This is a genomic window from Mesoflavibacter sp. CH_XMU1404-2 (assembly GCF_037029465.1).
Taxonomy (GTDB): Bacteria; Bacteroidota; Bacteroidia; order Flavobacteriales; family Flavobacteriaceae; genus Mesoflavibacter.
Genome location: NZ_JAYMEM010000001.1, coordinates 70,009 through 92,579, shown reverse-complemented (window position 1 = coordinate 92,579; position 22,571 = coordinate 70,009). Strand labels below are relative to the sequence as shown.

Annotated in this window: 19 protein-coding genes and 1 pseudogene; 9 read left to right on the top strand and 11 right to left on the bottom strand. The window is 32.4% G+C overall.

The window, feature by feature from the left end; translation table 11 throughout:
• Nucleotides 1-18 precede the first annotated feature (18 nt).
• Nucleotides 19-504: a 5-(carboxyamino)imidazole ribonucleotide mutase gene (purE, locus tag WA327_RS00470; RefSeq protein ID WP_336065213.1), complete on the bottom strand. Its 486-nt coding sequence runs from the start codon at nucleotides 502-504 to the stop codon at nucleotides 19-21.
• A gap of 1 nt (nucleotide 505) precedes the next feature.
• Entirely contained in the window at nucleotides 506-1,660 is a 1,155-nt protein-coding gene (locus WA327_RS00465) for a 5-(carboxyamino)imidazole ribonucleotide synthase (protein WP_336065211.1), read from the bottom strand.
• 120 nt (nucleotides 1,661-1,780) lie between these two features.
• Between WA327_RS00465 and WA327_RS00460 the strand changes: the two genes are divergently transcribed.
• From WA327_RS00460 to WA327_RS00450, 3 genes are all read left to right on the top strand, one after another.
• On the top strand, nucleotides 1,781-2,896 hold the full coding sequence (locus WA327_RS00460) for an adenylate kinase (RefSeq protein ID WP_336065209.1): 1,116 nt from the start codon (nucleotides 1,781-1,783) through the stop codon (nucleotides 2,894-2,896).
• Nucleotides 2,897-2,981: 85 nt separating this feature from the next.
• Nucleotides 2,982-3,977, top strand: coding sequence for a GTPase ObgE (obgE, locus tag WA327_RS00455; RefSeq protein WP_027880234.1), 996 nt, complete (start codon nucleotides 2,982-2,984; stop codon nucleotides 3,975-3,977).
• A gap of 226 nt (nucleotides 3,978-4,203) precedes the next feature.
• On the top strand, nucleotides 4,204-4,926 hold the full coding sequence (locus WA327_RS00450; RefSeq protein WP_336065206.1) for an SDR family oxidoreductase: 723 nt from the start codon (nucleotides 4,204-4,206) through the stop codon (nucleotides 4,924-4,926).
• 61 nt (nucleotides 4,927-4,987) lie between these two features.
• On the opposite strand, the gene WA327_RS00445 is transcribed toward WA327_RS00450, so the two are convergent.
• Nucleotides 4,988-11,095, bottom strand: a complete 6,108-nt coding sequence (locus WA327_RS00445; RefSeq protein WP_336065204.1) for an MG2 domain-containing protein — start codon at nucleotides 11,093-11,095, stop codon at nucleotides 4,988-4,990.
• A gap of 176 nt (nucleotides 11,096-11,271) precedes the next feature.
• On the opposite strand from WA327_RS00445, the gene WA327_RS00440 reads away from it, so the two are divergent.
• Together WA327_RS00440 and murC are read left to right on the top strand one after the other, a co-directional pair.
• Nucleotides 11,272-12,219, top strand: a complete 948-nt coding sequence (locus WA327_RS00440) for a hypothetical protein (RefSeq protein WP_336065202.1) — start codon at nucleotides 11,272-11,274, stop codon at nucleotides 12,217-12,219.
• A gap of 106 nt (nucleotides 12,220-12,325) precedes the next feature.
• Nucleotides 12,326-13,678: a Mur ligase family protein gene (gene murC / locus WA327_RS00435; RefSeq protein ID WP_336065200.1), complete on the top strand. Its 1,353-nt coding sequence runs from the start codon at nucleotides 12,326-12,328 to the stop codon at nucleotides 13,676-13,678.
• A 32-nt stretch (nucleotides 13,679-13,710) separates the two neighbouring features.
• On the opposite strand, the gene WA327_RS00430 is transcribed toward murC, so the two are convergent.
• The 7 genes and pseudogenes from WA327_RS00430 to WA327_RS00400 all read right to left on the bottom strand — a co-directional run bounded on the left by WA327_RS00430 (nucleotide 13,711) and on the right by WA327_RS00400 (nucleotide 17,478).
• Nucleotides 13,711-14,151, bottom strand: coding sequence for a hypothetical protein (locus tag WA327_RS00430; RefSeq protein WP_336065198.1), 441 nt, complete (start codon nucleotides 14,149-14,151; stop codon nucleotides 13,711-13,713).
• Nucleotides 14,148-14,651 carry a hypothetical protein gene (locus tag WA327_RS00425; protein ID WP_336065196.1) on the bottom strand — a complete coding sequence of 168 codons (504 nt, stop codon included), beginning with the start codon at nucleotides 14,649-14,651 and terminating at the stop codon, nucleotides 14,148-14,150. The genes WA327_RS00430 and WA327_RS00425 overlap by 4 nt, the downstream gene beginning before the upstream one ends.
• Nucleotides 14,652-14,816: 165 nt before the next feature.
• Nucleotides 14,817-14,921 (bottom strand): annotated as a pseudogene (locus tag WA327_RS00420) (VOC family protein); the annotation flags it as partial.
• Nucleotides 14,922-14,985: 64 nt separating this feature from the next.
• Nucleotides 14,986-15,804, bottom strand: coding sequence for a hypothetical protein (locus WA327_RS00415; protein ID WP_336065194.1), 819 nt, complete (start codon nucleotides 15,802-15,804; stop codon nucleotides 14,986-14,988).
• Nucleotides 15,805-15,897: 93 nt separating this feature from the next.
• Nucleotides 15,898-16,257, bottom strand: coding sequence for a DUF1304 domain-containing protein (locus WA327_RS00410; protein WP_336065537.1), 360 nt, complete (start codon nucleotides 16,255-16,257; stop codon nucleotides 15,898-15,900).
• Between the two features lie 65 nt (nucleotides 16,258-16,322).
• A complete protein-coding gene (locus WA327_RS00405) occupies nucleotides 16,323-16,919 on the bottom strand; it encodes an FMN-binding negative transcriptional regulator (RefSeq protein ID WP_336065192.1) in 597 nt (198 codons plus the stop codon).
• Nucleotides 16,920-17,025: 106 nt separating this feature from the next.
• Nucleotides 17,026-17,478 (bottom strand): DUF1569 domain-containing protein, encoded by a 453-nt coding sequence (locus tag WA327_RS00400; RefSeq protein WP_336065189.1) that lies wholly within the window; start codon nucleotides 17,476-17,478, stop codon nucleotides 17,026-17,028.
• Between the two features lie 63 nt (nucleotides 17,479-17,541).
• Here WA327_RS00400 and radC point away from each other — a divergent pair, with 63 nt between their 5' ends.
• From radC to WA327_RS00380, 4 genes are all read left to right on the top strand, one after another.
• Nucleotides 17,542-18,240: a DNA repair protein RadC gene (radC, locus tag WA327_RS00395; RefSeq protein WP_336065187.1), complete on the top strand. Its 699-nt coding sequence runs from the start codon at nucleotides 17,542-17,544 to the stop codon at nucleotides 18,238-18,240.
• 90 nt (nucleotides 18,241-18,330) lie between these two features.
• The gene (locus tag WA327_RS00390; protein ID WP_336065186.1) at nucleotides 18,331-19,632 is read left to right on the top strand and encodes a polysaccharide deacetylase family protein; all 1,302 of its coding nucleotides are present in this window, start codon (nucleotides 18,331-18,333) and stop codon (nucleotides 19,630-19,632) included.
• Entirely contained in the window at nucleotides 19,622-20,308 is a 687-nt protein-coding gene (locus WA327_RS00385; RefSeq protein ID WP_336065183.1) for a YjjG family noncanonical pyrimidine nucleotidase, read from the top strand. Before WA327_RS00390 ends, WA327_RS00385 begins: the two co-directional genes overlap by 11 nt.
• Before the next feature lie 2 nt (nucleotides 20,309-20,310).
• On the top strand, nucleotides 20,311-21,105 hold the full coding sequence (locus WA327_RS00380) for a hypothetical protein (protein WP_336065181.1): 795 nt from the start codon (nucleotides 20,311-20,313) through the stop codon (nucleotides 21,103-21,105).
• A 144-nt stretch (nucleotides 21,106-21,249) separates the two neighbouring features.
• Here the strand turns inward: WA327_RS00380 and WA327_RS00375 are convergent, their stop codons facing one another.
• Nucleotides 21,250-22,527 carry a replication-associated recombination protein A gene (locus WA327_RS00375; RefSeq protein ID WP_336065178.1) on the bottom strand — a complete coding sequence of 426 codons (1,278 nt, stop codon included), beginning with the start codon at nucleotides 22,525-22,527 and terminating at the stop codon, nucleotides 21,250-21,252.
• Nucleotides 22,528-22,571: the final 44 nt, after the last annotated feature.

Below are 22,571 nucleotides of genomic sequence, written 5' to 3'. Positions count from 1 at the left end.
GTCAAGGCTTTTTTTATGCTACTTTTTTATGTCTTTAGCGGCTTGTTCTACTTTTAGTTTTAAGCCTTCTTTATAAGCAATGATCTTATCCAAAACGCATTGGTCTGAAGCGCCAATAATTTGTGCAGCCAATATACCCGCGTTTTTAGCTCCGTTTAAAGCTACAGTAGCAACAGGTACGCCACCTGGCATTTGTAAAATAGATAAAACTGAGTCCCAACCATCTATAGAGTTACTACTTTTTACAGGAACACCAATTACTGGTAATGGACTCATAGAAGCAACCATACCAGGTAAATGAGCTGCGCCACCAGCACCAGCTATAATTACATTAATACCTCTTTTATGTGCGTTATTGCTAAAATCAAATAGTTTTTCTGGTGTACGATGGGCAGAAACAATATCTACTTCAATTTCTATATCAAATCCTTTTAAAATATCAATAGCGTCTTGCATTACTGGCATATCGCTATTGCTTCCCATTACTATTGCAACTTTACTCATATTATTCGCTTATTACTTGTATTGTATTTTTTACTTTTTCGGCAATTTGTCTTGCTTTGTTTAAATCTTCGTTAACTATGGTAACGTGTCCCATTTTTCTAAACGGACGCGTTTGTTTTTTACCATAAATATGTGGTGTAACACCTTCAAAAGTCATGATGGTTTCTATGTTTTTATATAGCACATTTCCAGTATGACCTTCTGCACCGACAAGATTTACCATAATGCCGCCAACTTTGCTTTTAGTTTCACCTAACGGTAAATCTAAAATAGCGCGTAAATGTTGTTCAAATTGACTAGTAAAACTAGCTTCAATAGTTTGATGGCCAGAATTGTGTGGTCTTGGCGCTACTTCATTAATTAAAATTTGATCGTCTTGTGTTTGAAACATTTCTACAGCTAATAATCCAACATGGTTAAAAGCTTCAGATGTTTTTAAAGCTACTTCTTGTGCCTTTTTTGCGACGTCGTCAGAAATACGTGCAGGACATATTACATATTCAACTTGGTTAGCTTCAGGATGAAATTCCATTTCAACAACAGGATACGTTTTAATGTCTCCTGAGACATTTCTTGCTACAATTACAGCTAATTCGTTTTTAAACGGAATGATTTGTTCTGCAATACATTCGCCAGCAGGCAAACCTTCTAAATCGCTTAATTGTCTTACAATTTTTACGCCGTTACCATCGTAACCAAATCTAGCTGCTTTCCATACAAAAGGTAATTCTAAACCGCCATTATTAATAGCATCTTCTATTTCAGATAAATAAGCAAATCTGCTAAAAGGCGCAGTTGGCAAATTGTGATCTACGTAGAATAATTTTTGCTTGGCTTTATTTTGTATTTGACGTAATGTTTTAGAAGACGGGTAAACTTTTATGTTTTCGTTTTCTAGTTTTTCTAATGCGTCGACGTTTACGTTTTCAATTTCGATAGTTAAAACATCTACTTGTTTTCCAAAGTTGTAAACGGTATCAAAATCTAATAAATCGCCTTTTACAAATTTATCACAAGCAATTTTGCTTGGTGCTTCGTTGCTGTTGTCTAAAACGTAGGTTTGGATATCAAATTTTCTGGTGTTGTACAGTAGCATTTTGCCTAATTGTCCGCCACCAAGAATTCCTAATTTAAAGTTTGAAGAAAAATAATTCATTAATCATATTAGTTGTGTGCAACAAAAATACATTTTAAATGTAAAATAGCCTTTAAAAATCGAAATCAAATCTCGGATAAGCTGTTACAAATCCTTATATTTGCTCTTTAATTTTTTACAATGAATACCATAAAGCTTCACGACAAAGAATTTAAGCCTTTTATTTCTGAACAACAAATAGATGCAGCTATTACAAAAATGGCACAAGATGTAGCTAAGAATTTAGGAGATGAAGTACCTGTTTTTGTTGGTATTTTAAATGGATCATTTATGGTAGTAAGTGACTTTGTAAAAAAATATCCAAAACCTTGTGAGGTCACTTTTATAAAATTGGCGTCTTATGAAGGTGTTAAATCCACAGAAGATATCCAAAGATTAATTGGGTTAACACAAGACTTAACAGGAAGAACGGTTGTAATTTTAGAAGATATTATTGATACCGGTAATACCTTAAACGAAATTCATCGTATTTTCAAAAACGAAAATGTAAAACAGTTAGTCATAGCAACGTTGTTTTACAAACCAGAAGCATATAAAAAAGATTTTAAACTTCATTATGTTGGAATAGAAATACCAAATAAATTTATTGTAGGCTATGGCTTAGACTACGATGGATTAGGTAGAGATTTACCAGCAGTATATCAACTCAAAACAACACAACACATGACTAATTTAGTATTATTTGGTCCTCCTGGAGCAGGTAAAGGCACACAAGCTAATTTTTTAAAAGAAAAGTATAACTTAGTTCACATCTCTACTGGTGATGTATTTAGATTCAACATCAAAAACGAAACCGCTTTAGGTATGTTGGCTAAGTCATACATGGATAAAGGCGAGCTTGTACCAGACCAAGTAACTATTGACATGCTAAATGCAGAAGTTGAAAAAAATGCAGACGCTAACGGATTTATATTTGATGGTTTTCCGCGTACTAACGCACAAGCAGAAGCTTTAGATAAATTAATGGATACTAAAGATTCTCAAATTAATGCAATGATCGCTTTAGAAGTAGACGACGAAGTTTTAGTACAACGTCTTTTAGAACGTGGTAAATCTAGTGGTAGAGCAGATGATGCTGACGAATCTATTATTAGAAATAGAATTAAAGAATATTACAACAAAACCGCTATCTTAAAAGATTACTACTCAGCTCAAGATAAATACTTTGGAGTAGATGGTGTTGGTAGTATCGAAGAGATTACAGAACGTCTTTGTACTGTAATCGATAAACTTTAAAATGAGTTTTTTCGTTTATATGTTAATCTGAAACGCTTAGAGTTTTCATAAAACGAATTCACAAATTAATAAATAAACTAAGTAAATGACCGAAGGTAACTTTGTAGATTACGTAAAAATGCACGTCTCTTCCGGAAAAGGAGGAAAAGGATCTGCACACCTTAATCGCGAAAAATATAATGCAAAAGGCGGACCCGATGGTGGCGATGGTGGACGTGGCGGACACGTAATTATTAGAGGAAACGAAAACCTTTGGACGTTACTACACTTAAAATTTCAACGTCATATCCGTGCAGGTCATGGTGGCGATGGTAGTAGTAATCGTAGTACAGGATCAGATGGAGAAGATTACATTATCGAAGTCCCATTAGGAACCGTAGTAAGAGATACAGAAACTAACGATATCCTTTTTGAGATTACCGAACAAGGTGAAGAAAAAATTGTTGCCGAAGGAGGAAAAGGTGGATTAGGAAACTGGCACTTTAAAAGCAGTACTAACCAAACACCACGTTATGCGCAACCAGGTATTCCGTTAGAAGAAAAAGACATAACATTAGAGCTTAAAGTCTTAGCAGATGTAGGTTTAGTAGGTTTTCCTAACGCAGGAAAATCTACTTTACTATCTGTAATGACCGCTGCAAAACCCAAAATTGCAGATTACGAGTTCACCACTTTAAAGCCTAACTTAGGTATTGTAAAATATCGTGACTACCAAACCTTTGTCATGGCAGATATCCCAGGAATTATTGAAGGAGCTGCCGAAGGTAAAGGCTTAGGCTATTATTTCTTGCGTCACATAGAGCGTAATTCGGTATTACTATTTTTAATTCCAGCAGATGCACCAGATATTAACAAACAATACGAGATTTTGTTAGACGAGCTTAGACGTTACAATCCAGAAATGTTGGATAAAGACCGTATGATAGCCATCTCAAAATGTGATATGTTGGATGACGAGCTTAAAGCCGAACTAAAACAAGAGTTAGACAAAACCTTACCAATTCCATATCAATTTATCTCAAGTGTAGCTCAACAAGGCATTACAACGCTTAAAGATAAATTATGGGACATGCTTAATTAATTTTATTTTGGCGTTACCCTAAAAGGGTCAGGCTTTCATTACTCGCTTCCCAACTAAAAAGTTGGGAGAGCTCAAACATGCCATTCAATCCTTAACGCGGGTATGTTTGCTGTCCTAGTGTTCAAGTCAGAGATTATTTCAATTTTATAAATATCCTAACATTTTAAAATTCGACTTGCGTTGTAGGTTTTGTAACTTTGGGTTTCAACCAAAAAAATAAAATTCTATGAGCAATTTAAATAATAAAGTCGCTTTAATAACAGGCGGATCAAAAGGCATTGGATATGGTATAGCCTATGCATTAATGCAACAAGGTGTTAACGTAGCTATAACCAGTAGAAGTGTAGCATCTGCAGAAAAAGCAGCAGAACAACTTAATGCAGAAGTGTCTTCTGCAAAAGCAATCGGACTAGAAGCAGATGTAAGACAATTAGAAAGTCAGCAACAAGCTGTTAAAACAACTGTAGATACCTTTGGACAGTTAGACATTGTCATTGCTAATGCAGGTTTAGGACATTTTGGTAGTATAGAAGATTTAACTACAACACAATGGAATGAAGTTATAGATACCAATCTAACAGGTGTTTTTAATTCGATTAAAGCAAGTGTAGATGCACTTAAAGCAAGTAAAGGGTATTACATTACTATTTCAAGTTTAGCAGGTACCAACTTTTTTGCTGGCGGATCTGCGTATAACGCTAGTAAATTTGGTGTTACCGGATTTACCCAAGCGGTAATGTTAGATTTGCGTAAATACGGCATAAAGGTTAGTACTATTATGCCAGGATCTGTTTCGACTTACTTTAACGGAAACGAGCCAAACGATGAAGGCGCATGGAAAATACAAATTGAAGATATTGGCGAGTTAGTGGTCGATTTATTAAAAATGCATCCACGTACATTACCAAGTAAAATTGAAGTACGACCAACAACGCCGCCAAGTAAATAACTATAGATACAAAAAAGGCTTCCAAATTTGGAAGCCTTTTTTGTATTGAATAATTACATTATTATTCAACATCAATTCTTACGCCTTCACTGTGACTACTAAATTCTGGTGCATACATGCTTTGTATAGTAGTTATACCATTACTCATATTACCAGCATTGTTAACACGTAAATCATATTCAAACACATAAACGCCTTTTGGTAAGTAATCAAAAAAGAAGTTTGTACTTGCGTCTTTTGTGCTTTGATAATAGCCTAAACCGTCTTGCCATTTGTATTGACTAATCACATTGGTTGGCTCTAAACCTGCTGCACGCATATCTTTCATGTGGATAAATTCCATGTTTCTGTCGCTTCTTAATTCGATTCTTACGGTTACTAAATCGCCAACTTTAAGTTTGGTTTCTTTAGTAATTTCGGTAAGTGTTTCACCAGTATCTGTATTAGTTTTTAAGAATAATTTTTTCTTTAGTTGAAGTGGCGTTTCCGCAGAGGTAATTTTATCTAAATCTTCAAAATATTGCCAGTATAAACTTCCCCAAGCAATTCCTTCTCCTTTTTTAGAGATTTTTACTTCTGCCATTTTAGGCGAAATTTCGTTAGCAGACCAAGACGTTTTAAAATAGCCAGTACCAGCTTCAACTTTAACGTCTTCTATAGTGTTTGGATCTATTTTTTGATCACCTAAAACAATGTTTACCATATCGGTTACACTTAACCAATCGCTACCTTGAAGTAATAATGCGTACACAGCTTCGGTAGTAGCTTTGGTCGTTTTCCAACGGTTGGTTTGCTTGTTTTTAAGTAACCAGATTTTAAGATTATCTATGGTTTCTAGATTCTTCGCTTCGCTCTGAATGACAAGTCCAGCTTCAGAAAACGTTTCAATTAGTAACGCTTGTGTTTCAATTGGAGCTTGATACCAATACCAAGAGTTTTCGTTAGATTTCCAGTACATACCTAATTCCTCACTAGTAATACTAGTTTCTTTTAATGAATTTAAAATTTTAGATGTGGTATTAGTGTCATTATTTCTATAAGAAATTAAAGCCATCAATCCTTTGTTATACAGACTTCTGCTTAACCAATAATTTTGAATTTGTGACTGATAATAATCCATTATAGTTTTTAATTCTTTAGATATTTTTATTTCTGGGAAAAAACTACGCATGTACAAATAATGAATTTGCATATGGCTTAAATGGTCTTTACTTAAATCTATATTTTTATTGTATTTAGTTAAGTTGTTGTATTCTTCTACAAATTCTGAATCTAAATACTGGATTGCTTTTTTGATCATAGATTCTTCGCTGTCGCTCTGAATGACATTTAATTTTTTAAGATGTCCAAAACCAGTGACAATGTGTTGCGTTATAAAACGGTTTGCTCGTCCGCCATTAAACCAAGCCCAAGAACCATTAGACATTTGGTTTTGTTTTAGTTTGTTTTTGGCGTTTTGCAATTCGTTATTCATTTTATTTAAATCGAAAAGCAATGCAATACGTTTTTTCTGTTCTGTTTCGCTTTGCGCATCTCGTAACCAAGGTGTTTCTTGAATTAAAATAGATTTTAGTTCTTGGTTTTTCTCTAAATTACTAATCAACGCATCGGTGTTTTTCCATTGATTAAATACCTCTTGAATACGCGGATTGCTATTTGCAATATGACTAGCCAGCGCATTAGCGTAATATTTACTAAAGGTTTGCTCGTTGCAATCGTAAGGATATTCCATTAGATATGGTAAGGCTTGTACTGCATACCAAGCAGGATTGCTAGTCATTTCTAACGTTAATTTATGATGTTTTAAAGTGCTTGATGAGGTGTTTTTAAGCTTATCTAGTGTAAATGTTCTAGTTTGGTTACTTCTAATCCACATTGGTAAGGTTTCGGTAACTAACATTCTGTTGGTTAAAACTGGTAACGCACTTTGTTCGCCATCACTAAAATCTCCTGCTTTTGCTATAATTTTATATTGAACAACATTTACCGTATCTGGAATAGATAGTTGCCAAGCGACTTGTGTGTTGTTGTCTTTGTTTACTGTGAAATTTTCTACTGTGCTTGAGCTGACAAGTAAAGATGTAATATCTTCACCAGAAACCGCATCAGTCAATATCAATTTGGCTTGTCCTGATAAATTTTTATTAGATAAGTTGGCAATTTTAGAGCTAATAGTTATTTGGTCACCTTGACGTAAAAAACGTGGTGCGTTTGGTATGACCATAAGCTCTTTTTGTGTTACCGTTTCTAAAGTTGAAACTTTACTTTCCAGAGTTTTTGTATGCGCTAATAATTGTAGTTTCCATTTGGTTAATGCTTCTGGTGTTGTAAAATTGAAACTGACGTTACCATCTTTATCTGTTTGTAACTGCGGAAAGAAAAAAGCGGTTTCTTGTAGGTTTTTACGAATTGTAACCGTGCTAAAATCTGTTTCTTGTTTTTCAATAATTTTCCCTTTTCTCATTAAGAAGTAATACTCAGGGTTATCGATATTGTCAGATTCAGTATACATTTCAGATGTTCCTAATTTCACTTTTTTTGAAGGGCTAATTTTTTCTTTATTACTAATAGAATATGCCTCTTCAACTTCTTCTTCATCTTCAACAACTTCAATAGATTCTGGAGCAGGAACAGATACGCCTGCAGCTCTTCCTCTTAAATATTTACTATAATTGCCAAAACTCAACCCAAACCAATTAATTTGGTCGTATTGTTGTGTTGGATAGCTATAGTAATTATTGTTGTTATTGATGACTCTAAATCCACGTTGTCCAAAACTGTTTCCTTTATTTTTGTTTCGTTTTGGATTGTAAATAGGTTGGTACAACGGATTAAATTCCCAATTATGCAATTTAAATTGGTCTAAAGATGCATCGTACATGCTGGCTAGTAATTCGGCTGAGATTTTTTCACCTTTTGGACCTTTAATTTTAAAGCTCCAAGTCTCATCTGTTCCTGGTTGTATTTTGTCTCTAAAGGTTGTGGTTTCAATCTCTAACTCGGTTTTAGGATAAGGCACCGAAATAGCTAAGGTGTTAGCGGTATAACTATTAAAAGCGGCAAAGCTATAATGTACAGCAAAACCGCCAACATCTTTATTAGTAATAGGTATGCGTATGGTTTTTTTCTCGTTATCTATTACGTATTTATTACTATTGATAATACGCTTATCTTTTTCTACATCAATAAAAACAGTAAGGTTTGTTGCTGAACTACCAAATGTGATTTCGACAGTTTCGTTAGGTTGGTAACTGTCTTTATTTGTGGTAATGGTAAACAATTGGTTGTCTGAAACAGTGTTATCTTTTTCACTGTAAAGTGTTGTTCTAGTTTCATCTTTCACTAATTGTCCAAACTTATCCTTGCTTTCTAAAATGATAAGGTATTTACCAGATTCCCATTTTTTGATATTACCAAGTTTAACGTCTTTATGGTTTTCAGTATTAAATTCTTTGGTAAACACTAGTTCACCTTTATCCCAAAATTGACTATCATCTTCATTGTTGTAAGCATCATGAGGAAATAGGGTTTTAAATTCAGTTTCACTTAAATTATGATAATCTGGAGCATTCCAAGGACGATGTCTTAATACTTTGTTTGGCGCTTTAAGTTTATATATTTTAATGGAGCCTTTTGCAGGAACAAATTCACCATTTAAATTTTTAGTATCGATTTGAATTGTATGGTCTTTACTGCTTTTATCTAATTCGCTTTTTACAGACATAGTTACTGTTAAAGCATGATAGCCAACGTTGACGATAGTTGTTGTGCTTCTGGTTTCACCATTAATATCGGTGACGTCTGCAGTGACTTCGTAATTAAAAACAGGTTGTGATTTTTGATCAACACTTTGGTCTGGTATGGCTTTAAAGGTAATGTCAAATTCACCTTTATTATTTGTTGTGGTTTCACCGTGTGTAATTTCTTGAGACTCGCTATTAAAATACGGTCTACGCCAGTACCACCAAGTTGGATATTGTACTTTACGTTTTACGGTGTAAGTGACTTTAGCATCGCTAATATTACTACCTGCGTAGGCTTTTGCATTACCTTCTACGGTGATGCTATCTTTAATTTTGAATGTTTCTGTAATTGGATTAAAATTAGCTTCAAATTTTGGACGTTTATATTCTTCAACAGAAAAATAATGTCTTCCATTATCAAAGGTGTTATTTTTTCCTAAAATTTGAATTCTGTATTGTCCGTTTAGACCAGAATTTGGTAAAATAAACTCGCCAGCAACCGATCCAAAATCATTGGTTTTTAATTCTAAACGACCAACTTCTTCGTTATTCACATTATAAAGAATGGCGTAAACTATTTCGTTTTGTAACACTTCAGATTTTTCTTCAAGTGTTTTAATGGCAATTGCTTTAAAATAAACGGTTTGGCTAGGTCTATAAATACTTCTGTCTGTAAATACAAACGCGTTGTAACTCGTTTCTTCTTTGTAGTTATTGTCGTAGTTTCTGCCAACGTAATAATTACCAAAATAAGCAGTTTGGTTGTTGTGTTTAACTTCTATATTAACGTCTGAAAGATAGGTTGATGTTTTTTTAAATACGGCTTTGCCAAACACATCGGTTGTTAAGGTACTGCTGTGATAGTTGTTTTTGTAATTTTTACGATACGTAATATCTAAAGTTGCATTTTGAATAGGTTGACCGTTATTTCTGTCTATTAATTGAAAAACAACTTCTTTGTTGGTTTCTATTTCGGTTAGTGCAAAATCGGTAATTTGTAAGGTTTGTATAGCGTATAAATCGCTATTGGCTCTTGCTACAACTAAGTAAATACCATTAGATAGTTTAGGGACAACAACTTCTGTAGTGTGTGATTGATAATCGTTTTCATTTTTTAAGTTACTACTCCAATTATTATGTTGTTTTAAAGATTTAATAAAGGTTAAACGCTCGTCTTCACGATAGGTTTTGTTGTATGTTTCTAACTGATTTTTTGATAAATTGTATATTGTGAATTCAAGGTTTTCTACATTTTTATAACGTACAAGAAATCGGCTATTTTGCTGAATCGGTATATACGTTTCGGTAGTAAGTTGTAATTCTTTATGTACTATTTTTTGCTTTAAAATTTTACTTTTTTCAGCAGCTTTACTTTCAGGAAAACGTTTAATAATATTTTCTGCAATCGCTAATGCTTCTTGTGTTAACCAACGGTTTTCGGTATTGGTTTTAGAGTCGTATTGTAAACCGTTTTGGTAGGTTTTTTCTGCAATTTCAAACTCGTAAAGCGCAGCAATTTCGTTAGATTTTAAATTGAAAATTTCATCTTTTAGCGTTTGAAGGTGAATTTCATCTTTGTTACTAAAAGTAGCATGTTGTAAGACATAATCTAAACGCTGAATGTTTACATCTGTTAGCGCCTTAAAATCTTTGTTTTTTTGATGAAATTGAATCAGTTTTTGAAACACTTTTAAAGCGTGCAGTTGTAAAGAAGTACTATCTTTAGCTTCAAGTTTTATAGTAGAAAATTGAGACGAAGCACTTAAATAATTTTCGTTATCAATCTCAAATTTATAAGCTGGTTTTGTAATGCTGTTTTCGCTAGTTTTAAAAAAGTCTAAAGCGTTATGACTTAAAATATCAAATAACGTTGGTCTGTATGTTTCTGAGTTTTCAGCCTTATTAATTATCGCATCAAATTGATGGATTTTTGTCGATTTTAGGACACTTTCATTTTCTAAAGATTGATTAAAAAGCGTTTGTATTTCGGTAAATAAAGTGTCTAAATCCCAAGTTCTAAAATCTACTTGATCAACTTTACTTTCAGTTTTTGTACGATTGTAAAATTTATATCTATTCTGATTAAAATACTGCCAGTACAAGTCAGCCAACAAGTTCTGTAGTACATTTTTGGTAGGCGATTGGCTGTTATTTATTTCAGTTTTAAAATCATTGATAATACTCAACTGTGCATCTTCTTCTAAGGTTAGCGCATACTTACTTTTAAAAATTAGCGTTTTAATAATTTGTGGACTGTTTTGCTCTTTTTTGGCCAATGTTTCAATCTGTTGTACAACATCAAAAGCGCTTTTTGGTAAGCCATCTTTTTCATGAGTTTCGACTTGCTTCCAAAGTTTGGAATAGTCATCTTGAGCGTAAGTTGTAGCAAAAAGTAAAATCATTATTAAGGTTGAAATCTGTTTCATAAAATTATTTTAATAGCAAGATAAGTTTAGACATTTTGACTTAAAACTATAAATGCGTGAGTCTACCTTTTTAATGAGTAAAACGATAGAAATTTAAAGTTAACAATTATTAACGCAACAGAATCAAAAACAATACCAACAGAATGTTATTTTTGTATAAATTGAAAAAACCAAATATGCGATTAATCATTTTTATATGTTGCTTTCCGCTTTTTTTAATGGGGCAAACCTCAGTTGAAAAAGGAAAAGCCTTTATTCAACAAAAATTGTTTAGCAAAGCAGAAGCAGAGCTAAAACCTTTTGTTGATAATAATGAAAATGATTTAGAAGCCATAGAATTATTAGGCGATGCTTACGGACATCAAAAAAAATGGGATGATGCGGCAAAGCAATATAAAAAGCTAACGGAAGCCGAACCTACCGAAGCTAATTACCATTACAAATACGGTGGCGCTTTAGGCATGAAAGCCTTATCTGTAAGTAAACTAAGGGCTTTAACCATTATAGACGACGTTAAAGCAGCATTTTTAAAAGCAGCCGAATTAGATCCAAATCATATAGATACACGTTGGGCTTTAGTAGAATTATACATGCAATTACCAGGTATTGTTGGCGGTAGTAAAAGCAAATCTTTAAAATATGCCAACGAGTTAGAAAAACTCTCTAAAGTTGACGGTTATTTAGCAAAAGGTTACATTTATGAATATGATGACGAGCCAGAACTTGCCGAAGATTACTACTTAAAAGCTATTGAAGTTGGTGGCTCAATTACTTGCTACGACAAGCTTACAGCTTTATACGAAAAGGAAAACCTACCAGAAAAAGCCATAAGTAATATTGAAGCATCACAGGTAAAACATAAAAGAAATGCGTTACACTATCAAATAGGAAAAGTGTGCGCAGATTATAACGTGCAATTAGATAAAGGTGAATATTGCCTAAAGGTTTACATTAAGAATTATTCAGCTAAAGATGGTGTGCCAAAAGCTTGGGCAAATTACCGTTTAGCTCAAATCTACAAGCATAAAAATAATACCGAAAAAGCTTTAGAATATATTGAATTAGCTTTAAAAGAGTTGCCGAAAATTGAGGTGTTTAAAGAATTTAAAGATGAGTTAGAATAAGCTAATTGTATTTTTGAATTTATACTGATTTCTTTATAACAAATAACAGTTAATTAGCGATTTTAAAGACAAACAACTATCTTTGAAACATCTTCAAAAATAAACCATGAACGTACATTTTATAGCTATTGGCGGAAGCGCAATGCACAACCTTGCATTAGCATTACATAATAAAGGATATCAAGTAACAGGAAGTGACGATACGATTTTTGAACCTTCAAAATCACGTCTTGAAGCTAAAGGATTATTGCCAGAACAATTTGGATGGTTTCCTGAGAAAATTACCGAAAGTTTAGATGCTATAGTTTTAGGTATGCACGCTAAAGCAGATAATCCAGAGTTATTAAAAGCTCAAGAATTAGGCTTAAAAATATACAGTTATCCAGAGTTTTTATACGAACAATCTAAAGACAAAACTAGAGTTGTAATTGGCGGTAGTCATGGTAAAACCACAATAACATCTATGATTTTACACGTCATGCATTACCATGATCGCGATGTAGATTTTATGGTTGGCGCGCAATTAGAAGGTTTTGATGTGATGGTAAAATTAACCGAGGATAACGATTTTATCGTTTTAGAAGGTGATGAGTATTTAAGCAGTCCGATAGACAGAAGACCAAAATTTCATCTCTATAAACCTAATATAGCGTTGTTAAGTGGTATTGCTTGGGATCATATTAATGTGTTTCCGACTTATGAAAATTATGAAGAGCAGTTTAAAATCTTTGTAGATAGTATTGTACGTGGCGGAAGTATAAATTATAACGAAGAAGACGAAGCAGTTAAACGCATTGTAGAAGCTAGCGAAAACCCAATACGTAAAATCCCATATCACACACCAGAATACACCGTAGAAGATGGTGAAACACTGTTAGAAACTCCAGAAGGACCAATGCCAATAGAAGTGTTTGGTAAGCATAACTTAAATAATTTGGCTGGTGCAAAATGGATTTGCCAACACATGGGAATTGACGAGGATGATTTTTACGAAGCTATTTCAACATTTAAAGGTGCAAGTAAACGTTTAGAAAAAATTACCGAAACCAATAATAGCGTTGCTTATAAAGATTTTGCACATTCGCCAAGTAAAGTAAGTGCAACAACAAAAGCCGTTAAAGAACAATACGCAGATCGTATTTTGGTTGCGTGTTTAGAGTTGCATACTTATAGCAGTTTAAATGCTGAGTTTTTAAAAGAATATAAAGGCGCATTAGATGCAGCAGATGTTGCAATTGTATTTTACAGTCCGCATGCAGTAGAAATCAAAAAATTAGACGAAGTCACCAAAGACCAAATAGCCAATGCGTTTGAGCGTGACGATTTAATAATTTATACCAATCCAGACGATTTTAAAAATTATCTGTTCTCTCAAAATTTTGATAATAAAGCTTTATTGTTAATGAGTAGTGGTAATTATGGCGGATTGGATTTTGATGAGGTTAAGAAAATTATATAACAACAATTTGCTTTTATTATCTAGTTGTAAGCTTACTTTTTATTAAAAATTGTTTTAATCATTTCAACTATTTGGTGTTTTATAGTATTGGTTTTAGATACTAATACGACAAATCCCATACTAGTAAGTAAAGCAATAAACGCAATAGTACCTAGACTACCGCCATAACCTTCAAAAGTGTGATTTTTATTGATGTAGATAATAGAAAATAAGACACCAGCCAATGCTATAGTTTTTTTGTTAGCTACGGTTTTTGAGGATACCATACCAATAAACGATGTACCAACAAAAACAATAGGTATGTGTTTGGTTAAATAAGGATTAAGTACCTCAGGAAAACAATAAAAGAATAGTCCTACAATTAAGGATAATATAGCAGAGGCTCTAACAGGACCTTGCTTTTTGTTTTCACTAAGGTAAAATGTTAATATAGCGCCTGTAATACCGGTAATTATAATTATTAAATAATTCATATAAATAACCAATACATTAAAGACGATAAAATAACACCACCAAAAGCTATTGTGCCAAGTTTACCACCAACACCTAAATACAAGTTTTTAGTAACCATAAGTAATAAGCCTGCAACACATCCTGCAGCAAAAACAAATAGGATAGAAGGCGAAGTGTCTACACTAGACATACCAACAAAAGCACCACAATATATACTAACAGGTATTTGTTTTAAGTATTGAGATTCTTCATTTATTGAAGGCATAAAAGAAGCTGTAGTACCAACAATACCAAGAGCAAGTATGCTGCCTAATCCTAAATTTACATTTAAAAAGTAGCATAATACAGCTCCAATAGGAACCCAAAGCACATAAGCAGGTCTTTCGTATGCAATATCTTCATGATGCAAATCAATATGCTTGTAGCCAAAAGCCATTATTAAAATAATGATAACGGCAGTAAATACAAAGGTAAGGTTAGAATCTAAGTGAGACCGTATAATAAGGGTTAATAGTGTCATTTTAATAAATAACACTGTAATAATCATAAAAAATCTTAGGGCTTTGTGTTTCCTCAAAACGTTTTTTGTGTTTTAAAATTTCATTTTAGGTAAAATGAAAACACAAAGGTCTAAGAATAAAATTAAGTGCCCAAATTAATTATTTGATATGTTGTTTTAAACATCAAAACGTATAACCTTAGCAAACTCGCCACCAAAAACCGATTTATAAAAATGAAAGGCTTCTTCTGCGTTACCGTTAAAATGAATGTATGGATTAATTTGAGCCATTTTATTAGTATTAGGTTAAGATAAATTATTTATAGATATCTAGTTAGAACTTTGGTGTTCATTATTAACATTCCATCTTTTTGTATTTTTCTATTTTATCCATTAAAGCATTTGCTTCTTCAATATTATTGTTTAATTTTTCCTTACCTCGATAGTCTAATGGAAATATTGTGTAAGTTGGTAATTGTGCTAAAGTCATTTTGAAACTTTGAAAGTCATTTAAATTATAATCTTTAAATGAAGTAATGTTTCTTAAATAACTACGATTTAAATGGCTATCAAAGGTCAAGATATATCCAAACGGAGGATACGCCAACTCTGAGCATTGAATGATATTATTAGTTTTTAAATTACCGTATACATTATAGTGCATATATCTTAATCTTTCAGCTCTTGTAAGGTAAGTGTAAATTTGAAATTTTTCAGGTAGTTTATTTTGTTTTTTGTTTAAGACGAATTCTGATAATTCTGGAAAAGAATCAAGAAATAAGTTATCATTTATTGCTAGAAACATAGAAACTATCTGTTTTAATATAGGTAGTGGTTGAATTTCATTTATTTTGAAATAACACGCTGCGAATTCTGTGTCAGCCAATAGTTTTATACCAGCGTTTACCCATTTCATATATGGATTGACATAATTAGCACCTAAAAAATTATTGCAATTTTCACAAAACGAATTATAACCAATTCCACCTTGTTTTGTTTTTCCTTTAGGAATATCTTTTAATAAATTTCTTGATTTTATATAATCTTCAAATTCAACTGAAACATATTTTGTGTTTTTGTTAAAAGCAACTTTTGGAGGAACATGTTCGAATGACAAATTTGTGTTTTTTCCACATAGATGACAAATTCCTTTAGTCATTTTATGTCTTCCCATATATTTTAATTTTTGTTCACAGTAAAAATTTTTAATTTAAAATAATTTTTTAATCAATTTAGAATAAAGACCAAATAATATCAAATTATATCATTAGATTAAAACCAGCAAAATCCCAATCAAAGCCGGTAAGGCTTGTACAAAAAATATCTTTTTAGATGCTGTTAGTGCACCATAAATACCAGCAACAGCTACGCAACCTAAAAAAAATAACGCAATGTTAGATTTCCACGTTGGGTTAGTGATAAAAAACGTCCAAATTAATCCAGCAGCTAAAAACCCATTATATAATCCTTGGTTTGCCGCTAATGCTTTGGTTGGTGTAAATAAATTTTTAGGAAATTGTCTAAAAATTTTTGGTCCTTTGGTTTCCCAAGCAAACATTTCAAAATATAAAAAATAAAGATGTAGCAACGCTACTATGGCTATGATAATGTTGGTTATTATATTTATAATTATTGTGTTTTGTCACGCTGAACTTGTCGAAGTGTATTTATGCTTCGACGATCTCAGCAAGACTAATTAAATACTTTATCTAAAAACGCTTTAATACTATCTTGACTGCTTTTAATTAATTGTTGTCTGGCGTTTTCTATGTCTTTTGGTAGTTTATCTTGAGAGAGTTTAAACTTGCCTTCCCAAGTTTTAATATCTATTTCAAACAGTTTAATATAGTCTAAATTTTTATCTAATCTTGGGTTGTCAGGCTCTAAAACGTAGTTGTGTTCTGGCGCTTCTAAAAACTCGGTCATCGTAATTAAAGACTGTTTTAAAGCAGCTTTGTCTTCAATTCTGGTAACAGTTCCGGTAAGGTGTACTTTAATGTAATTCCACGTTGGTAATTGTGTTGTGGTATAAATACTTGGTGATATGTAACATTGAGGACCAGAAAATATTATGGTCACTTCATTTTCATGCTGAAGCAAGTCCGTTTGCGGATTGTAAATATCTATATGACCAATAAGTTTACCATCGGTTTCTCTATAAATTAAAGGCAAATGCGTTATCAAAGGTTGATTGTCTTTTACCGAAATTAATGTAGCTAACGGATACGTTTTTATCACTTCAATATGATGAAGCTGGTTATTATCTTGATGTTTTTTTGGTGGATACAATTTTAAGTTGAAAGTATTTAAGGTGAAATATATTTAAAGTTTTTAAGCTAATAAAACACGTTTGGTAGTTAAGCGAAGTCTATTTGGTAGCTGAGCGTAGTCGAAGCTACACATCAAATTGTCTAAAGTGATGATCTAAATGTTTATAAGCACTTTTTCCCCATTGGTCTGCGGTAAACGTTCCAAAATAAGGATGTTTCTTTTTAGGTTCAAAATAGTCTTTAGATGTACTCATGGTTTCAATTTTAGACTTTAATTTATCTTTTTCGGTACTAAAAGCTTCAGTGTTAACTATAATAAATTCTTTAGCAGTTGGTAAACCTTCTTTCCAAGGTTTGTCGTTGTAAAGGCTTGGCGCAACAAGTTTCATCATCATACCCATTAAAAAATTTGGTTTTTTAATAGTGCTTTCGCCCAAAGCTAATTCAATAGGTTTTGTACAGTGTACCAGCATTTGGTTAACGTTCATTTTTCCCCATTTAGCCGACGATTCAGCATCAAGATTTTCTAAACGGTTTAATAGTTCAGCTTTAGCTTCGGTTTCAAAAATAGATTTCATATTTAGATAATTAGTTGGTTTTTTGGAGTTTAAAAATTACAAAATATTGTGTAGTTTTATCAAATGTCTGAAAAAAAGCCATCTTTTTCAATAAAAAACTGGTCGGAAGATGATCAACCACGCGAAAAGCTTCTAAAAAAAGGAAAAGCAGCCTTAAGTGACGCCGAATTAGTCGCCATTTTAATTGGGTCTGGAAACCGAGAGGAAAGCGCTGTAGATTTGTGTAAACGCATCTTATCTAGCGTAGACAATAATTTAAACCAGTTAGGAAAATTAAGCATCAAACAGTTAATGCAATTTAAAGGTATTGGCGAAGCTAAAGCCATAAGCATTGCAGCTGCATTAGAATTAGGAAGACGCAGACGAGCTGAAGAAGCCTTACAGCAATTTAAAATTACATCTAGTAAATCGGTTTTTGAGTTAATGCAACCCATGATTGGTGAGTTACCTCATGAAGAATTTTGGATTATTTATCTTAATAATTCTAACAAAGTAATTGATAAATTACAGCTTAGTAAAGGCGGAATTACAGGCACTTTAGTAGACACGCGTTTGGTCTTAAAACAAGCGCTACAAGTTGGTGCAGTTGCTATAATTATGGCGCATAATCATCCTTCCGGAACATTAAAACCAAGTCAAGCCGATAAAGATATTACCCAAAAACTAAAGGTTGCAGCCCAAAGTTTGGATATAAGAGTTTTGGATCATTTGATAATAACAGAACGTGCATATTTTAGTTTTGCAGACGAAGCTTTGCTGTAATTTGATGTTAATTTCTTTAAAACTGATGTTAAAATAATGCTTTTTTAAATCAGGAATTTGGTACTTTTAAACCTTATAATTTAATCGTTAATGTTACTAGTTTACACACACAAAATTACGCCACGCGTTAAATACACTTTTAAGCAAGTGTGTACTAGAATACTCGGGATTCCTGTAGAATTTACAACTACTATTGAAGATTTTATTGCACACGATAGCCTTAAAATGTCTTATACAAAACAACCTTTAAGTAGCGAGGTTTTTATCAGGTCTAACGATTTGTTATTTGAGCAAGGTTTATCAGATATAGATATAAATATTTACGATTGGGAAGACACTAAATGTTTTTTCCTTGCTGGAGAAAAAAGTGCTTTACCTTACGATATTTTTGCAGCAACGTTTTACTTAATTAGTAGATACGAAGAGTATTTACCACACGTAAAAGATAATTATGGACGTTTTCCAGCTGAAGAAAGTTTAGCTTACAACAATCAGTTTTTAACGCAACCCGTAGTAGATATTTGGGCATATAAGTTTAAGGCTGTTTTACAAGAGCAGTTTCCAGATTTTGATTTTCCTAAAAAAACCTATAGCGTTACACCAATTATAGATGTGCCAACAGCTTACAAATATAAATTAGTAGGTGTTATGCGTACGTTTGGAGGAACAATTAAAGATTTTTTTGCGTTTAGGTTTAAAGATGTTTATGAGCGTTTTGGCGTGTTATTAGGCGCAAGAAAAGATCCTTATGACACGTATAAATACATCATTAACCGACAGAAAAAACGAAATTTTAAATTTATGTTTTTCTTTTTGGTTGGCGATTTTTCTACCTACGATAAAAACATAAACAGTCAAAAGCAAAAGTTTGTGTCTTTAATTAAGCACGTTGCAGATTATTGTCAAGTTGGTATAAAATCTTCATTTTTTGCTCTTAATGATATCGAACTATTAAAAGTAGAAAAGAGTAGGATGGAAGCTATTATTAATACCAATATAGCAGGTTCTAGACAGTCTTTTTCTAAAGTAAATTTACCCGAATCTTATCGTAATTTGGTGGAGTTAGAAATACCAGAAGATTACACCATGGGATATGTCAATCATTTAGGATTTAGAGCAGGAACATGTACACCATTTTTGTTTTATGATTTAGATTACGAGGTACAAACACCACTAAAAATTGTACCTTATCATGCTTTAGACTTTGCGTTTTTAAAGTATAATTCGTTATTAGATAAACAAGAAGCTTTGCAAAAATTAATGCAGCAAGTTAAAATAGTTAATGGTACTTTTGTACCTGTTTTTCATAATTATACATTTAGTAATATACCACGTTGGCAACATTTTAAAACACTATTTAATACAATTTTAGACTCAGTAGATGAACAATAATATAGAGCATATTTTTTTTGATTTAGATCACACACTTTGGGATTTTGATAAGAACTCGGCATTAACTTTTGATTTCATTTTTAAGAAGAATGATTTACAGGTTAATTTGCCACAATTTTTAGAAGTTTACGAGCCTTTAAACATGCAATATTGGAAGCTTTATAGAGAAGAAAAAGTAAACAAAGAATATTTAAGATTTTATAGATTAAAAGACACATTTGATGCTTTGAATATAGAAGTTGAAGCAGAAGTAATTAATCAACTATCTGATGATTACATAAATAACTTGTCTAATCAAAATCATGTGTTTGACGGTACTTTTGAAATTTTAGATTACCTCAAACCAAAATACCAATTACATATTATTACTAATGGTTTTGAAGAAGTGCAACATCATAAAATGAAAAAATCAAACATTTTTCATTATTTTCAAACCATAACAAATTCAGAAATGGTTGGCGTAAAAAAACCAAACCCTAAAATATTTAACCATGCTTTAGGCTTAGCTAATGCAACGACTAAAAACAGCATTATGATTGGCGATAATTATGAAGCTGATATTTTAGGCGCATTAAATATTGGTTTAGATGCTATTTGCTTTAATTATCATAAAGAAACTATAGCGCCAGATATAAAAATTATTGACCATTTATTAGACATTAAAAAATATTTATAAAGATGAAATTTTCAAAAATATTATTCATTTTCGCAGTGCTATTTAGCATCTCATTATCAGCCCAAGACCAATTAAATAACTTTAAATATATTGTTGTTCCAAATCAGTTTAAATTTCAAAAAGAACCAGGTCAATACCGTGTAAATGGTTTAACTAAGTTTTTGTTAGAAAAACAAAATTTTACTGTTTTATTAGAAGAAGATACCTTACCAGAAGATGCGATACAAAATAACTGTTTAGTTTTAAAAACTACAGCAATAGACGATTCTTCTATGTTTAAAACTAAAATAAAATTTCAGTTTAAAGATTGTCAAGGTAAAGTGGTTTATACCACAGAAGAAGGCGAATCTAGGGAGAAAAAATATATAGTTGCATACAATGAAGCTGTAAGAGAAGCTTTTAGTAGTTTATCTAATTTCACTCATAAGCATGAAGTAAAAGAAACTGAAAATGAAGTAGAAGAAGTTATTGTTACTCCATTACCTAAAGTAACAGAAGCACCAATGATTGAAGAAGTTGATGAAAAAGAACTAGATGAAGAAATTGAAGTACCCGTAGAAGAAGTAGGTCAAAACATTTCTAATAATACGCTTACCGCCGAAGCATTTGGAGTCATTAATTATAAATTAAAAAATAGTCAAGGTCAAACGGTATACACTATATTATATTCTGGTAAAGAAGACTTTTATATTGTAAAAGGTAAAGATGCTGTTATTTATAAAATAAATGGTAGCTGGGTTATTGCAACCAACGACAATGGTACTTTACAGATTAAATCTATTGATATTAAGTTTTAATGTATTAATCTTTTAATTGATTATTACTTAGTTTATTTCGCGTTAGGGATTAAGGTATTGTTGGAGCACATCTTTGATTGCGACTACCGAAAGCCCGACGCACTTTTGCTATAAAAAGCAAAAGTGGGTAACGCCCAAAACATTTTAATACCCATATTTATCTTTCCAGCGCTGTTTTAAAAATTCACGTTGCGCATTTTCTCTAGCATTATTACTAGGTTGGTATAATGGTGTATTTGCAATTTCTTTGGGTAAAAACTCTTGTGCAGCAAAATTATTAGCGTAATTGTGACTGTATTTGTAGTCTTCGCCATAACCAATGTCTTTCATTAGTTTTGTTGGCGCATTACGTATGTTAAGAGGTATACTTAAATCTCCGGTTTGTTTGACTAATTGTTGCGCATTATTTATTGCCATATACGCCGCATTACTTTTTGGCGAACACGCTAAATAAGTAGCACATTGGCTAAGAATAATCCTAGATTCTGGATAACCAATTGTTGATACTGCTTGAAATGTACTATTGGCAATAACCAAAGCAGTTGGATTGGCATTACCAATATCTTCACTAGCTAAAATTAACATACGTCTTGCTATAAATTTTACATCTTCGCCGCCTTCAACCATACGTGCTAAATAGTAAACAGCAGCATTGGGATCACTACCACGTATAGATTTTATAAATGCAGAAATAATATCATAATGCTGCTCGCCAGTTTTATCGTATCGTACGGTATTACTTTCTACTTTATCCATCACCATTTTATCGGTAACAACAATCTTGTCGCTATCTTCTGCGTTAATGATAAGTTCAAAAATGTTAAGTAATTTTCTAGCATCACCGCCAGAAAGACGTAATAAAGCACTAGTTTCTTTAAGTTTTATGTTTTTTCTGGATAAGATCTCATCTTTTTCAATTGCACGGTTTAAAAGCGCCTCTAAATCGGTTTTTTCAAATTCTTTTAAAATATAAACCTGACAACGTGACAATAATGCCGAGATAACTTCAAAACTTGGGTTTTCTGTAGTAGCACCAATTAAAGTTACCCAACCTTTTTCTACCGCTTGTAGTAAACTATCTTGTTGCGATTTGCTAAAACGATGAATCTCATCAATAAACAAAATTGGGTTTTTAGCCGTAAATAATCCGCCGCTTTCCTTTGCTTTATTAATAACATCTCTAACGTCTTTCACTCCAGAAGCAATGGCGCTTAATTGATAAAACGGACGATTAGACGTGTTAGCAATGATGTTTGCCAATGTAGTTTTTCCAATTCCTGGTGGTCCCCAAAGTATCATCGATGGGATTAACCCTTGTTGGATGTGTTTGGTTAACGTTCCGTTTTTGCCCACTAAATGTTGCTGACTAATGTAATCATCCAACGTTTGTGGTCTTAATCTTTCGGCTAAAGGCGTGTTCATCTTGTAAAATTAAATCAAACTTTTTTAAAACAATAATTACAATC

Bases quoted from the DNA above. Each gene is read 5' to 3' on its own strand.
- purE (WP_336065213.1), bottom strand. From the start codon at position 504: ATGAGTAAAGTTGCAATAGTAATGGGAAGCAATAGCGATATGCCAGTA.
- WA327_RS00465 (WP_336065211.1), bottom strand. From the start codon at position 1,660: ATGAATTATTTTTCTTCAAACTTTAAATTAGGAATTCTTGGTGGCGGA.
- WA327_RS00460 (WP_336065209.1), top strand. From the start codon at position 1,781: ATGAATACCATAAAGCTTCACGACAAAGAATTTAAGCCTTTTATTTCT.
- obgE (WP_027880234.1), top strand. From the start codon at position 2,982: ATGACCGAAGGTAACTTTGTAGATTACGTAAAAATGCACGTCTCTTCC.
- WA327_RS00450 (WP_336065206.1), top strand. From the start codon at position 4,204: ATGAGCAATTTAAATAATAAAGTCGCTTTAATAACAGGCGGATCAAAA.
- WA327_RS00445 (WP_336065204.1), bottom strand. From the start codon at position 11,095: ATGAAACAGATTTCAACCTTAATAATGATTTTACTTTTTGCTACAACT.
- WA327_RS00440 (WP_336065202.1), top strand. From the start codon at position 11,272: ATGCGATTAATCATTTTTATATGTTGCTTTCCGCTTTTTTTAATGGGG.
- murC (WP_336065200.1), top strand. From the start codon at position 12,326: ATGAACGTACATTTTATAGCTATTGGCGGAAGCGCAATGCACAACCTT.
- WA327_RS00430 (WP_336065198.1), bottom strand. From the start codon at position 14,151: ATGAATTATTTAATAATTATAATTACCGGTATTACAGGCGCTATATTA.
- WA327_RS00425 (WP_336065196.1), bottom strand. From the start codon at position 14,651: ATGACACTATTAACCCTTATTATACGGTCTCACTTAGATTCTAACCTT.
- WA327_RS00415 (WP_336065194.1), bottom strand. From the start codon at position 15,804: ATGGGAAGACATAAAATGACTAAAGGAATTTGTCATCTATGTGGAAAA.
- WA327_RS00400 (WP_336065189.1), bottom strand. From the start codon at position 17,478: ATGAAATCTATTTTTGAAACCGAAGCTAAAGCTGAACTATTAAACCGT.
- radC (WP_336065187.1), top strand. From the start codon at position 17,542: ATGTCTGAAAAAAAGCCATCTTTTTCAATAAAAAACTGGTCGGAAGAT.
- WA327_RS00390 (WP_336065186.1), top strand. From the start codon at position 18,331: ATGTTACTAGTTTACACACACAAAATTACGCCACGCGTTAAATACACT.
- WA327_RS00385 (WP_336065183.1), top strand. From the start codon at position 19,622: ATGAACAATAATATAGAGCATATTTTTTTTGATTTAGATCACACACTT.
- WA327_RS00380 (WP_336065181.1), top strand. From the start codon at position 20,311: ATGAAATTTTCAAAAATATTATTCATTTTCGCAGTGCTATTTAGCATC.
- WA327_RS00375 (WP_336065178.1), bottom strand. From the start codon at position 22,527: ATGAACACGCCTTTAGCCGAAAGATTAAGACCACAAACGTTGGATGAT.